This window comes from Pseudomonas sp. ATCC PTA-122608 (assembly GCF_001952855.1).
Classification (GTDB): Bacteria; Pseudomonadota; Gammaproteobacteria; order Pseudomonadales; family Pseudomonadaceae; genus Aquipseudomonas.
In genome coordinates this window covers 208,374-220,879 of record NZ_LPNO01000052.1, presented here as the reverse complement: position 1 = coordinate 220,879, position 12,506 = coordinate 208,374, and the positions used below count along the sequence as shown (strand labels likewise).

General features: G+C 57.5%; 13 protein-coding genes and 1 tRNA gene. 10 read left to right on the top strand and 4 right to left on the bottom strand.

Features of this window, described 5'->3' with window-relative positions; genetic code table 11:
• Positions 1 to 115: 115 nt before the first annotated feature.
• Positions 116 to 1,870: a hypothetical protein gene (locus AU074_RS28690; protein ID WP_076017556.1), complete on the top strand. Its 1,755-nt coding sequence runs from the start codon at positions 116 to 118 to the stop codon at positions 1,868 to 1,870.
• Positions 1,871 to 1,975: 105 nt separating this feature from the next.
• Here the strand turns inward: AU074_RS28690 and AU074_RS28685 are convergent, their stop codons facing one another.
• A complete protein-coding gene (locus tag AU074_RS28685; RefSeq protein WP_003210321.1) occupies positions 1,976 to 2,344 on the bottom strand; it encodes a PH domain-containing protein in 369 nt (122 codons plus the stop codon).
• A gap of 157 nt (positions 2,345 to 2,501) precedes the next feature.
• Between AU074_RS28685 and AU074_RS28680 the strand changes: the two genes are divergently transcribed.
• Positions 2,502 to 3,137: a LysE family translocator gene (locus tag AU074_RS28680; protein WP_076017555.1), complete on the top strand. Its 636-nt coding sequence runs from the start codon at positions 2,502 to 2,504 to the stop codon at positions 3,135 to 3,137.
• Positions 3,138 to 3,145: 8 nt separating this feature from the next.
• On the opposite strand, the gene AU074_RS28675 is transcribed toward AU074_RS28680, so the two are convergent.
• Both AU074_RS28675 and AU074_RS28670 read right to left on the bottom strand, forming a co-directional pair.
• Positions 3,146 to 3,475, bottom strand: a complete 330-nt coding sequence (locus AU074_RS28675; RefSeq protein WP_076017554.1) for a hypothetical protein — start codon at positions 3,473 to 3,475, stop codon at positions 3,146 to 3,148.
• Positions 3,476 to 3,569: 94 nt separating this feature from the next.
• Positions 3,570 to 3,654, bottom strand: a tRNA-Leu gene (locus AU074_RS28670).
• Between the two features lie 108 nt (positions 3,655 to 3,762).
• Between AU074_RS28670 and queA the strand changes: the two genes are divergently transcribed.
• From queA to AU074_RS28640, 6 genes are all read left to right on the top strand, one after another.
• Positions 3,763 to 4,812, top strand: a complete 1,050-nt coding sequence (gene queA, locus AU074_RS28665) for a tRNA preQ1(34) S-adenosylmethionine ribosyltransferase-isomerase QueA (RefSeq protein WP_008438293.1) — start codon at positions 3,763 to 3,765, stop codon at positions 4,810 to 4,812.
• A gap of 5 nt (positions 4,813 to 4,817) precedes the next feature.
• Complete coding sequence (tgt, locus tag AU074_RS28660) at positions 4,818 to 5,933, top strand: tRNA guanosine(34) transglycosylase Tgt (RefSeq protein WP_003210314.1); 1,116 nt, start codon at positions 4,818 to 4,820, stop codon at positions 5,931 to 5,933.
• Positions 5,934 to 5,976: 43 nt separating this feature from the next.
• Entirely contained in the window at positions 5,977 to 6,315 is a 339-nt protein-coding gene (gene yajC, locus AU074_RS28655; protein ID WP_076017553.1) for a preprotein translocase subunit YajC, read from the top strand.
• Positions 6,316 to 6,377: 62 nt separating this feature from the next.
• Positions 6,378 to 8,246 (top strand): protein translocase subunit SecD, encoded by a 1,869-nt coding sequence (gene secD, locus AU074_RS28650; protein ID WP_076017552.1) that lies wholly within the window; start codon positions 6,378 to 6,380, stop codon positions 8,244 to 8,246.
• A gap of 9 nt (positions 8,247 to 8,255) precedes the next feature.
• Complete coding sequence (gene secF / locus AU074_RS28645; RefSeq protein WP_003210311.1) at positions 8,256 to 9,170, top strand: protein translocase subunit SecF; 915 nt, start codon at positions 8,256 to 8,258, stop codon at positions 9,168 to 9,170.
• A 123-nt stretch (positions 9,171 to 9,293) separates the two neighbouring features.
• Positions 9,294 to 9,842 (top strand): glycine zipper 2TM domain-containing protein, encoded by a 549-nt coding sequence (locus tag AU074_RS28640; RefSeq protein WP_003210309.1) that lies wholly within the window; start codon positions 9,294 to 9,296, stop codon positions 9,840 to 9,842.
• Positions 9,843 to 9,893: 51 nt separating this feature from the next.
• Here the strand turns inward: AU074_RS28640 and suhB are convergent, their stop codons facing one another.
• Positions 9,894 to 10,709: an inositol-phosphate phosphatase gene (gene suhB / locus AU074_RS28635; protein WP_003175971.1), complete on the bottom strand. Its 816-nt coding sequence runs from the start codon at positions 10,707 to 10,709 to the stop codon at positions 9,894 to 9,896.
• 145 nt (positions 10,710 to 10,854) lie between these two features.
• On the opposite strand from suhB, the gene trmJ reads away from it, so the two are divergent.
• Together trmJ and cysE are read left to right on the top strand one after the other, a co-directional pair.
• Positions 10,855 to 11,625 carry a tRNA (cytosine(32)/uridine(32)-2'-O)-methyltransferase TrmJ gene (trmJ, locus tag AU074_RS28630; RefSeq protein WP_076017551.1) on the top strand — a complete coding sequence of 257 codons (771 nt, stop codon included), beginning with the start codon at positions 10,855 to 10,857 and terminating at the stop codon, positions 11,623 to 11,625.
• Between the two features lie 2 nt (positions 11,626 to 11,627).
• Positions 11,628 to 12,413, top strand: coding sequence for a serine O-acetyltransferase (cysE, locus tag AU074_RS28625; RefSeq protein ID WP_076017550.1), 786 nt, complete (start codon positions 11,628 to 11,630; stop codon positions 12,411 to 12,413).
• Positions 12,414 to 12,506 lie beyond the last annotated feature (93 nt).

Here is a 12,506-nt window from a genome sequence, read left to right as displayed (position 1 = left end):
GTTCGTGTGCAGGCGTCGAAAAACCGGTGTGTCGATATGCTACGGTCGTGCGCCATAAACGATAGGGATAAGGCGAGTGCCTGCCCTCAGTGGAAATTGGACAGGACGCCAGTTGATGATTTATGAAGATGTAGACCCGCAACTACTCGCCTTTTTGCATAACCCTATGGCGAACACGACTGCCCTCCCGCCAGCTGGCAAACGCCTCACCTGGCGCAGTCGAATGATTTACAAAATACCCGCACTGCGTCGGCTGATTTGTCCCGAACAGGTTCAGGCAATACTCTGGGAAAAACTTAAGGCAAACCTGGAACAGGCTCGACAATCGCTGCCGCAGTATCTCTTCGAAGACAACACACCGCTCAACCCTAATACGGTGCACCGGTTCACAGATCAACTGGGCAGCTATTTCAGAATTGAGGTGGCGTCTGCAGGTCATGGTGCGTCATCAGCGCCGGGAAGTGATACGTACGCTGATTTTAGTAAGGCCTACACATGGGCGGCGCTTGAATATACGTGCAACAGGATTGCCGAAAACCTGCAGCTGCGAGCCGTACATAACTTATCCATCCTGAAGAATGCTAACTTGTGGTTGTGTTATTACCTGAGTGAAATCTATTTTCTTATGGGGCATGGACTTCTGACAGCCAGGTTGGTTGGCCGTACTCTCCATATTGTACCTACTGCTAAACTACAGCGACGGATCAAGGGATATTGGCTGGCGGAGGTTACTGAGGCTAATTCTAAAATCAGTGACACACGCACACTGTATGACATGGCGGAGCTGTTGCAGAAACATGGCCGTTTGACTCCGGCTTTGCGTGGGCTTTTGGTGGATCAGACTATCGATAAGTGCCTGTCTATACATTCGGAGTACTTGTCCGCCGCCATGACCCGGCATCCCAAGTATCATTACTTGCGAGAAATAGTCGATTTTGCCGTTCACCTGGAGCTGCGTGTGATGTCGGGCGAACGTACAACCGACGAAGCTTACCTGAGGACTATTGTCAGTCCTGCCACGGTGGATATGATCAACAGTGCCTTGGCCGGACGCGCACCAACGTTGGACTCCGCCAGCAGTTTCATAGAATACAAGGGCGGCATGTATGTGCGGGGAGCGCTAAACTTTAAGTATGGGTTGAGAAAGTTCGTCAGGTATTTGCTGGGTACGGCAACCGTCAACGGAAAAGAGGCGGACTTTGGCCAATTGCTCGGAGCCGGCTTCGAAAAAGACTACGTTTTAAATTACATTAAAAAACTTAATGACCCGCGCCTGGAAGTGTTTGGGGAGTTCAAGCCGGGCAATAATGCGAAAATCAAGGGGTATGATATTGATTTGATAGTTCGGGACGTGGAGGATGATATTTATTACTTTATTCAGGTTAAATATCAATTGTCGGAAATTCCAACCTATCTTTCGGAGCAGTGCCAGCTATTTCTAAATGCTAATTTTCGTACCGGATTCGTCAGACAGTTGGCCGTGCTCAGGGACACTCTTTCCGACGAAAGTATTCGCCAGAAACTGAGCCAGCATGGCTTGGCCGGTGCTCATGCGGGTAATAGTCACTTCGTGTTGTTGCACAATATCCCCTTCCTGAACTTTTATGAGCTGGATGGTATTTTCTTTTATGAGTGGAACCTGCTTCGGAATATTCTCCGTGATGGGCGGGTGCAGGTTCGAAAAGATCAACACATTACCGAAGAGCGAGTGTTGAGCAAGCCACGGATGCACCGGCCTCAGGAGATGGTAGACGCTTACTTCAACGAGTCGCAGAGCGGAAGGCAGATGATCGAGCACTATGATGTCTATTGCAGGGCTAATACGCGCTTTGTTTTCGATGAGCTGGACGTGATCTGCAAACTGTTATGAGGTCCAGTGGTTTGCCCCTGAGCAGGCGTGATTGTTTACGTCCAATCACGGGCAAGGCTGGCTCCTTCAATGGTTTTTTCAGGTAGTCCTGAGCAGGGTATTAGCTCAGAGCACATGCCTTGAAATCACCCTCGATATCTCAACAATCGACGTCTTCCCCGTGAACTCAAACTTCACTTTCCCCACCGCCGAAAAGTAAATCTCCAGCTCCGAATCCAGATCAAACGTCCCGGACGTTTCCACTGAATACGCGACGATGTTTTTGTACGGCAGGGAGGTGAAATCCTTCTTGCTGCCGGTAATCCCTTGCACGTTCACCGCGATGATGCGCTTGGTGGTGAACACCACCCCATCGCGCATGGCCTTGTAGGAATCGATGACCTGCTCATCATCCAGCAGCAGGGACGAAACGCGTTCGGCGTATTCGTTGTTTTGTTTGAGTTTGAAGAAGCCTTTGTTGTTGAAGTCGATCATTTGCCTTTCCTTGGGTGAGCGGTGCGGTAAACGTACGCGCCGGTGTATGACGTTTTGCTCGCGGATCTGTATCTAACGGCCTTCCTTTTATCGCCCTACCATGGCGCCAACAACCCGCAGGCCATTACAAAGTTTTACGTCGCCAAGGAGTTACACCATGCCCGAGATGTCCAGTCTGCTCGCCTACGGCCTGATTTCGCTCGGCATGGTACTGACGCCCGGCCCGAACATGATTTACCTCATTTCGCGGTCGATCTGCCAGGGCCGAATGGCCGGGCTGATTTCCCTGGGCGGCGTTGCATTGGGGTTTGTCGTTTATATGTTCTGCGCGGCATTGGGCATCACGGCGTTGGTGATGGCGGTTCCCTATGCCTACGACGCGCTGCGACTCGGCGGGGCGTTGTATCTGGTGTACCTGGCCTGGCAGGCAGTCAAACCAGGCGGCCGTTCGCCGTTCCAGATTCGCGACCTGCCCAAAGACAGCCCGCGCAAGCTGTTCATGATGGGCTTTGTCACCAACCTGCTGAACCCCAAAGTGGCGGTCATGTATTTGTCGTTGCTGCCTCAGTTTATCGACCCTGACGGCCACGCCAGTGTGCTCTCGCAATCCCTGGTATTGGGCTTTACGCAGATCATGATCAGCGTGAGCGTCAACGCGCTGATCGCCGTTATGGCGGGCTCGATTGCGGGGKTTTTCATCCGCAAACCCGTTTGGCAAACCGTGCAGCGCTGGTTGATGGGCTCGGTGCTGATGGGCCTGGCCGTGCGCATGGCGGTCGAAGGGCGACGCTGACTCGCGCGTTACAGAATGGCTTTCAGGTAATCCTTGAGTGCGTTGAGCGGAGCATTGAGTGCTTCGAGTGTCGTCGCTTGGCGCACATCCACCGCGAGCCGTTGCAGCTCGCGGCCCATCACGGTGTGTGCACCGCCCAGAGATTCGAGTGCCAATGCCAGGCACTCGTCGATTTTTTGCTGGATGGCCTTGATATCGCCCTTGCGCACCAGCAAGCCAAACACTTCCCGCTCATAGCCGTCCATGACCAGGTCGTCCCGCAGAATCGGGCTCGCGCCTTCGGTCTCATGCACCAGCTTGAGCGCAAAAAGCGCAACAGCTTCCAGCGTCAGTTCCATGGTCAAGGTTCCTCTTCTCTCGCGTTCGCCCGCCCATCATCACTTTCCTGCAGGCGAAAAAAAAGACCTTGAATTTCAAGGTCTTTTTTTAAGATGGTGCCCCGAGGGAGACTCGAACTCCCACTCCTTTCGAAAACGGATTTTGAATCCGCCGCGTCTACCAATTCCGCCATCAGGGCTCAATGGCGGCGAAGTATAGAGATGAGATTACCGTTGGTCAATCACGTTTCATGGTCAATTTTCACTATTTCCGCTAGACTTCCCGGCCCTGCTAGACGAACCCCATCATGCGCGTTGCTGACTTTACTTTTGAGCTCCCTGATTCGCTGATCGCTCGCCACCCTTTGGCCGAGCGTCGCGCCAGTCGACTGCTGACCCTGGACGGGGTCAGCGGTGCCCTCGCACACCGTCAATTCACTGATTTGCTTGAGCATTTACGCCCGGGCGACTTGATGGTTTTCAACAATACCCGGGTGATTCCGGCACGGCTGTTTGGCCAGAAAGCGTCCGGCGGCAAGCTGGAAATTCTGGTGGAGCGGGTGCTGGACAGCCATCGCGTGCTGGCCCATGTGCGCTCCAGCAAGTCGCCGAAACCGGGTTCGAAGATCCTTATCGATGGCGGTGGCGAAGCAGAAATGCTGGCCCGTCACGATGCGTTGTTCGAGCTGGGGTTTGCTGAGGAAGTGTTGCCGCTGCTCGAGCGTGTCGGCCACATGCCGCTGCCTCCTTATATAGACCGCCCCGACGAAGACTCGGACCGCGAGCGTTATCAGACGGTGTATTCCCAGCGACTGGGCGCGGTGGCTGCACCGACGGCGGGGCTGCATTTCGACCAGCCGCTGCTGGATGCGATTGCCGCCAAAGGCGTTGAAACGGCCTATGTGACCCTGCACGTGGGGGCCGGCACGTTTCAGCCGGTGCGTGTGGATAACATCGAAGACCACCATATGCACAGCGAGTGGCTGGAAGTCAGCCAGGACGTCGTGGATGCGGTTGAAGCGTGCAAGGCGCGCGGCGGGCGGGTGGTGGCGGTCGGTACGACCAGCGTGCGCTCGCTGGAAAGCGCGGCGCGCGATGGCGTGCTCAAGCCGTTCAGTGGCGACACAGACATCTTTATCTACCCGGGCCGGCCGTTTCATGTGGTCGATGCTCTGGTGACCAATTTCCATTTGCCGGAATCCACGCTGTTGATGCTGGTGTCGGCATTTGCCGGTTATCCCGAGACCATGGCCGCTTATCAAGCCGCCATCGATAACGGATACCGTTTTTTCAGCTACGGTGATGCGATGTTTATCACCCGTAATCCGGCGCCGCGCGGCCCAGAGGAACAATCATGAGTCGTATGTCGTTTGAATTGCTGGCCACGGATGGTAAAGCTCGCCGCGGCCGTTTGACTTTCCCTCGCGGTACCGTCGAGACCCCGGCTTTTATGCCGGTCGGTACCTACGGCACGGTAAAAGGCATGCTGCCGCGTGACATCGTCGCCACGGGCGCCGAGATCATCCTCGGCAACACCTTCCACCTGTGGCTGCGCCCGGGCACCGAAGTGATCAAGAAGCATGGCGACCTGCATGACTTCATGAAGTGGCAAGGCCCGATCCTCACTGACTCCGGTGGTTTCCAGGTGTTCAGCCTGGGCGCCATGCGCAAGATCAAGGAGGAGGGCGTGACCTTCGCCTCCCCGGTCGACGGCGCCAAAGTGTTCATGGGCCCGGAAGAGTCGATGCAGGTGCAACGTGACCTGGGCTCCGACATCGTGATGATTTTCGACGAGTGCACGCCGTACCCGGCCGATGAAGACGTCGCGCGGATTTCCATGGAACTGTCGTTGCGTTGGGCCCAGCGCTCGAAAAACGCCCATGGCGATAACACCGCTGCCCTGTTCGGTATCGTGCAGGGCGGCATGCATGAAAGCTTGCGCAAGCGCTCGCTCGAAGGCCTGGACAAGATCGGCTTCGACGGCCTGGCCATCGGCGGCCTGTCGGTGGGCGAGCCCAAGCACGAGATGATCAAGGTGCTGGATTACCTGCCGGGCCTGATGCCGGCTGACAAACCTCGTTACCTTATGGGCGTTGGCAAACCGGAGGATCTCGTAGAGGGTGTGCGCCGCGGTGTGGACATGTTCGATTGCGTGATGCCAACCCGTAATGCCCGCAATGGGCATCTGTTCATCGATACAGGCGTGCTGAAGATCCGTAACGCGTTCCATCGCCATGATGAATCGCCGCTGGATCCTACCTGTGACTGCTACACCTGCCAGAACTTCTCGCGCGCTTATCTGCACCATCTGGACAAGTGTGGGGAAATGCTGGGTAGCATGTTGAATACCATCCACAATTTGCGTCACTACCAAGTCCTGATGGCTGGTTTGCGCGAGGCTATTCAACAGGGTACATTGGCCGCCTTCGTCGATGCCTTCTATGCCAAGCGCGGGCTGCCTGTGCCGCCCTTGGACTGAGTTTTCCGACCCTAAGATTCACTATTTGCAACTGGAGTGCTAAATGAGCTTTTTTATCTCTAATGCCATGGCTGATGCCGCTGCACCGGCCGCTGCCGGCCCATTGGGCGGTGGTTTTGAGTGGATTTTCCTGGTCGGCTTCCTGGTCATCTTCTACCTGATGATCTGGCGTCCACAGGCCAAGCGCGCCAAAGAGCAGAAGAACCTGCTGGGCAGCTTGCAGAAAGGCGACGAAGTCGTGACCACTGGCGGCATCGCCGGCAAGATCACTAAAGTGTCCGACGCTTTCGTGGTCCTGGAAGTCTCCGACACCGTAGAAATGAAGTTCCAGAAGGGCGCCATCGCCGCCACGCTGCCAAAAGGCACGCTGAAAGCGATCTAAGTTCCAACCTTTACCAATCGACGGGGCGCGCAAGGCGCCCCGCGTTATAAGCGGGCGGCGTGATGCTGAACAAATACCCTCTGTGGAAATACGTACTGATCCTGGCGGTGCTGGCGATCGGTTTTATTTATTCCGCTCCCAATCTCTATCCTGATGACCCGGCGATCCAGATCACGGGTGCCAGCACTGCGTTGCAGGTCAATCAGGCTGATCTGGACCGCACGAGCAAAGCGCTCACCGACGCGGGCATCCAGGTTAAAGCGGCAACCTTGGCAGCTGACGGTAAGGGCGGTTTGTTGCGCCTGACCAAGCAAGAAGACCAATTGCCGGCCAAAGACGTTGTGCGCAAGGTCATGGGTGATGACTACGTCGTCGCGCTGAACCTGGCACAGACCACGCCAAAATGGCTGCGCGCGATTGGCGCGCACCCGATGAAGCTGGGTCTGGACTTGTCCGGTGGTGTGCACTTCCTGCTGGAAGTGGACATGGACAAGGCCCTCGACGCTCGCCTGAAAGTCTACGAAGGCGATGTGAAGAGCCTGCTGCGTAAAGAGCGCCTGCGTTATCGCAGCCTGCCGCAGCTCAACGGCGCCATCCAGCTGGGCTTTGCTGACGAAGCAACCCGCGAACAGGCCCGTGCACTGATCCGCAAGAACTTCAACGATTTCGACATTGTTCCGGCCGACCTCAATGGTCAGGCGGTACTGCGTCTGGCGATGACCCCGGCCAAGCTGGCGGAAATCCGTGAATACTCCATCAAGCAGAACTTGACCACGGTACGTAACCGCGTCAACGAGCTGGGTGTGGCCGAGCCGATCGTTCAGCGCCAGGGTGCCAACCGCATCGTGGTTGAACTGCCGGGCGTGCAGGACACTGCTGAAGCCAAGCGTATCCTGGGTAAAACAGCCAACCTTGAATTCCGCCTGGCGGCTGAGCCGGGTGCCACCCGCGCCACTGCCGAGGAATTCGAATTCCGTGAAGGTGGTCGCCCACCTGCGCTGATCGAGCGTGGCTTGATCATCACCGGTGACCAGGTAACCGACGCCAAGGCTGGTTTTGGCGAGCACGGCACGCCAGAAGTGAACATCCGTCTGGATGGTCATGGCGGCGAACTGATGAGCCGCGCAACCCGCAGCAACGTCGGTCGCAGCATGGCGGTGATCTTCATCGAACAGCGTCCTGTCACCACCTACACCAAGCAAGTGGTCGACGGCGTAGAGAAAGACGTACCGGTACAAACCTTTAAAGAAGAGAAGAAGATCATCAGCCTGGCGACCATCCAGTCGCCACTGGGTGCTCAGTTCCGCATCACTGGCCTGAACGGCCAGGGTGAGTCGTCTGAACTGGCGCTGCTGCTGCGTGCCGGTGGCCTGGCGGCCCCGATGTACTTCGCTGAAGAACGTACCATCGGCCCGAGCCTGGGTGCTGACAACATCACCAAGGGTATCGACGCTGCACTGTGGGGCATGCTGTTCGTCTCCTTGTTCATCATCGCCATCTACCGCTTCTTCGGCATCATCGCTACCGTCGCACTGGCGGGCAACATGGTGATGCTGTTGGCCCTGATGTCGCTGTTGGGTGCAACGCTGACCCTGCCAGGTATCGCCGGTATCGTACTCACCATGGGTATGGCGGTGGACGCCAACGTACTGATCTTCTCGCGTATTCGTGAAGAGATCGCTGCGGGCATGACCGTACAGCGGGCAATCAACGAAGGCTTCGGCCGGGCATTTACCGCGATTCTCGACTCCAACCTGACCACTCTGTTGGTCGGCGGGATTCTCTTTGCCATGGGCACCGGCCCGGTCAAAGGTTTTGCGGTGACCATGTCCCTCGGTATCTTTACCTCGATGTTCACGGCCATCATGGTGACCCGCGCAATGGTCAACCTGATCTTTGGCGGACGTGACTTCAAGAAGTTGTGGATTTAAGGGGCTGCCATGTTACGTACAATCAACTTCATGGGCGTTCGCAACGTTGCGTTCGGCTTCACCATGCTCCTTACCGTTCTGGCGTTGTTCAGCTGGTTCCATAAGGGCCTGAACTACGGTCTGGACTTCACCGGCGGTACGCTCATCGAGCTGACCTACGAGAAGCCGGCCGACGTTAGCCTGGTGCGCAACGAGCTGGTCAAGGCCGGCTATCACGAAGCCATCGTGCAGAGCTTTGGTGCAACCACTGACCTGCTGGTGCGTATGCCGGGCGAAGACCCGCAACTGGGTCACCAGGTAGCCGAGGCCTTGCAGAAGGTCGGTGGTGATAACCCTGCGTCGGTCAAGCGCGTCGAGTTCGTAGGCCCGCAAGTAGGTGAAGAGCTGCGCGACCAGGGCGGCCTCGGCATGCTGATGGCGCTGGTCGGCATCATGATCTATCTGGCTTTCCGCTTTCAGTGGAAGTTCGGTGTCGGCGCCATTGTGTCGCTGATCCACGACGTGATCGTGACCGTGGGTATCCTGGCGTACTTCCAGATCACCTTCGACCTGACTGTATTGGCGGCGGTGCTGGCGATCATTGGTTACTCCCTCAACGACACCATCGTGGTATTCGACCGGGTTCGTGAGAACTTCCGGGTACTGCGCAAGGCGACGTTGATCGAGAACATCAACATCTCCACCACTCAGACCCTGCTGCGCACCATGGCAACTTCGATCTCCACCTTGCTGGCGATTGCGGCATTGATGGTGTTCGGTGGTGACAACCTGTGGGGCTTCTCGCTGTCGCTGTTCATCGGCGTACTGGCGGGTACCTACTCGTCGATCTACATCGCCAACGTGGTACTGATCTGGCTGAACCTCAACAGCGAAGACCTGATCCCTCCTGCCAGCACCGGTAAGGAAGTCGACGACCGCCCTTGATGGGTAATTGTTGATCTGCTGTTACAAAAAAGGCGCGAGTATTGAACTCGCGCCTTTTTTTTTGCTCCAAGGCTGGGTATAGCGCGGATCGATCGGTCCGTTTGTGATGGTCAGGAGGTTCACGTGAACAAGTCGTTACTGGTTGGTGCGGTATTGGGTGCTGTCGGTGTGACTGCCGGGGGTGCTGTTGCCACCTACAGCCTGGTAAAAAGCGGCCCTGAGTATGCGCAAGTGCTGGCAGTGCAGCCGGTGAAAACCCAGATTAAAACCCCGCGTGAAGTCTGCAAGGACGTTGCCGTAACCCGGCAAAAGCCTGTGCAGGATCAGCACCAGATCGTCGGTACGGTGGTCGGTGCGCTGGCGGGCGGCCTGTTGGGTAATCAGGTCGGTGGCGGTAATGGCAAGAAGCTGGCCACGGTGGCCGGTGCGGTCGGTGGCGGTTATGCCGGTAACAAGGTTCAGGAAGGCATGCAGAACCGCGATACCTACACCACTACGCAAACCCGTTGTAACACCGTTAACGACATCAGCGACAAGGTTGTCGGGTACGACGTGCGTTACACCCTGGACGGCAAGGAAGGCTCCGTGCGCATGGATCGTGATCCAGGCAACCAGATCCCGGTCGACAAGGAAGGGCGCCTGGTTATCGGTCAGAACCAGCCGCAGCAGTAATTTCAGGTATAAAAAAAGCACCCCGAGGGGTGCTTTTTTGTGCCCGCTCGCTTAGCGCTTCAGCGAAGCCGGCAGGTGCGGCTGGATCGCCGTCAGTACTGCCTTGAAGCATTTGGTGTTGCCGGCAACTACGTGTCCCTTCTCCAGGAAGTCGTGACCGCCGGTGAAGTCGCTCACCAGGCCGCCCGCTTCTTGAATCAGCAGTGCGCCTGCAGCCATGTCCCACTCGGACAGGCCCGACTCCCAGAACGCGTCAAAACGACCGGCAGCGACATAAGCCAGGTCCAGGCTGGCTGCACCGGCGCGACGGATGCCGGCGGTCTGGCCAACCAGGGCGCGGAACATGCCCAGGTAGTTTTCCAGGTTGTCCATCTGGTCATCACGGAACGGAAAGCCGGTGCCCAGCAGGGCGCCGTCCAAGCTGGTGCGACCGCTGACACGCAGGCGGCGACCGTTCAGTTGGGCGCCACGGCCACGGCTGGCGGTGAATTCTTCCTGGCGGACCGGGTCCAGAACAACAGCGTGCTCCAGGCGGCCACGGTATTTGCAGGCAATGCTCACGGCAAAGTGCGGGATGCCGCGCAGGAAGTTGGTGGTGCCATCCAGTGGGTCGATGATCCACAGGTAGTCTTCGCCTTCGCCGCTACCTTTGTGCAGGCCGGTTTCTTCACCGAGGATGCCGTGGGTAGGGTAGGCCTTGCGCAGCGCGTCGATGATTTTCTGCTCGGCGGCGCGATCCACCTCGGATACGTAATCCTTGGCGTCTTTTTCGTCGACCTTGATGGTATCCAGGCGCTCGATGGAGCGGAAGATCAATTCACTGGCGCTGCGGGCGGCGCGCAGCGCGATATTCAGCATGGGCTGCATGGATGTGTCACCTAAGGTTGTTAAAGAAAGCCGAGCATTCTAGCAGAAACTTTCTTCAGGTGAAGGACGACGTTACCTTTCATGGCATAACCTTAGGCTGTTCTGTAAGATTTGCTCCCCTTTCCCGTGTCCGAGAGCGCCTCCCTTGCTGCAAAACATCCGTGTCGTCCTCGTCAATACCAGTCATCCCGGCAATATCGGCGGCGTGGCGCGAGCCATGAAGAACATGGGGCTGACGCGCCTGGTGCTGGTCGAGCCGCGTGTGTTTCCGCACCACGAGGCCGATGCCCGCGCGTCCGGTGCTAATGACATCCTCGAAAAAGCCCAGGTCGTTGCCACCCTGGAAGACGCCCTTGTCGGCTGCAACCTGGTGCTCGGCACCAGTGCTCGCGACCGTCGCATCCCCTGGCCGCTGCTGGATCCTCGCGAATGCGGGACCAAAGTCGTGGTAGAGGCCGCTGGCGGCGCTGAAATCGCCTTGGTGTTCGGCCGTGAAGATTCCGGCCTGACCAATGAGGAGCTGCAGCGATGTCATTATCACGTGCACATCCCATCAGACCCTGAGTTCAGTTCGCTGAACCTCGGGGCGGCGGTGCAGGTGTTGAGTTATGAAGTGCGCATGGCCTGGCTGGCCGCTGAAGGTCAGCCAAGCAAGGTTGAAAAAGACGAGGTTGCATCGACCAAGAGTGGCGAGCTGGCCACCATGGACGAGCTGGAGCGGTTCTATGAGCACCTGGAGCAAACCCTGGTGGCCATCGAATTCCTCGACCCGGAAAAACCACGGCACTTGATGGCGCGCCTGCGTCGGTTGTACGGACGCAGCTCGGTCAGCCGGGCGGAAATGAATATATTGCGTGGCATCCTCACGGAAACCCAGAAAGCGGCCCGTGGCGAGCTTCTTAAGCGGAAGGATTAAAAATGTTCGAGCGTTTGCGAGAAGATATCCAGAGTGTTTTCCACCGTGACCCGGCGGCGCGCAACGCCTTTGAAGTGCTGACCTGCTACCCGGGCATGCACGCGATCTGGATCCACCGCCTGTCCGGTGCCTTGTGGCATATGGGCTGGAAGTGGCTGGCGCGGCTGGTCTCCAACTTTGGCCGCTGGCTGACTGGGATTGAGATCCATCCGGGCGCCAAGGTCGGTCGTCGCTTCTTTATCGATCATGGCATGGGCATCGTTATTGGCGAGACCGCCGAGATCGGCGATGACGTGACCCTGTATCAGGGCGTGACCCTGGGCGGCACCACCTGGAACAAAGGCAAGCGCCACCCTACGCTGGAAGATGGCGTTGTAGTGGGGGCGGGCGCCAAAGTGCTCGGCCCGTTTACCGTCGGTGCGGGCGCCAAGGTCGGCTCCAACGCCGTGGTGACCAAGGCCGTACCGCCTGGCGCAACGGTTGTTGGCATTCCGGGGCGGATCATCGTCAAGCCGGAAGTCGGTGATGAACAGGAAGCCAAGCGCAAGGCCATGGCCGAGAAGATTGGCTTCGATGCCTATGGCGTCAGCGAAGACATGCCTGACCCGGTGGCGCGTGCTATCGGCCAGTTGTTGGATCACCTGCAAGCGGTGGATGGCAAGCTGGACGGTATGTGCGGTGCCCTGAAAGACCTTGGCAGCAACTACTGCGCCAAGGACTTGCCTGAGCTGCGCACCGAAGACTTTGCCGAGGTCAAGGACGAAGGTGCCGCCACCAAGGCGGGCTGAAGTCTCGCAATCACTGCAAAACCCATGTGGGAGCGGGCTTGCTCGCGAAAGCTGCGTGTCAGTCGCCGAATATATTGACTGATCCACCGCATT

Coding starts and splice junctions, on each gene's coding strand:
- AU074_RS28690 (WP_076017556.1), top strand. CDS start 116: ATGATTTATGAAGATGTAGACCCGCAACTACTCGCCTTTTTGCATAAC.
- AU074_RS28685 (WP_003210321.1), bottom strand. CDS start 2,344: ATGATCGACTTCAACAACAAAGGCTTCTTCAAACTCAAACAAAACAAC.
- AU074_RS28675 (WP_076017554.1), bottom strand. CDS start 3,475: ATGGAACTGACGCTGGAAGCTGTTGCGCTTTTTGCGCTCAAGCTGGTG.
- queA (WP_008438293.1), top strand. CDS start 3,763: ATGCGCGTTGCTGACTTTACTTTTGAGCTCCCTGATTCGCTGATCGCT.
- tgt (WP_003210314.1), top strand. CDS start 4,818: ATGTCGTTTGAATTGCTGGCCACGGATGGTAAAGCTCGCCGCGGCCGT.
- yajC (WP_076017553.1), top strand. CDS start 5,977: ATGAGCTTTTTTATCTCTAATGCCATGGCTGATGCCGCTGCACCGGCC.
- secD (WP_076017552.1), top strand. CDS start 6,378: ATGCTGAACAAATACCCTCTGTGGAAATACGTACTGATCCTGGCGGTG.
- secF (WP_003210311.1), top strand. CDS start 8,256: ATGTTACGTACAATCAACTTCATGGGCGTTCGCAACGTTGCGTTCGGC.
- suhB (WP_003175971.1), bottom strand. CDS start 10,709: ATGCAGCCCATGCTGAATATCGCGCTGCGCGCCGCCCGCAGCGCCAGT.
- cysE (WP_076017550.1), top strand. CDS start 11,628: ATGTTCGAGCGTTTGCGAGAAGATATCCAGAGTGTTTTCCACCGTGAC.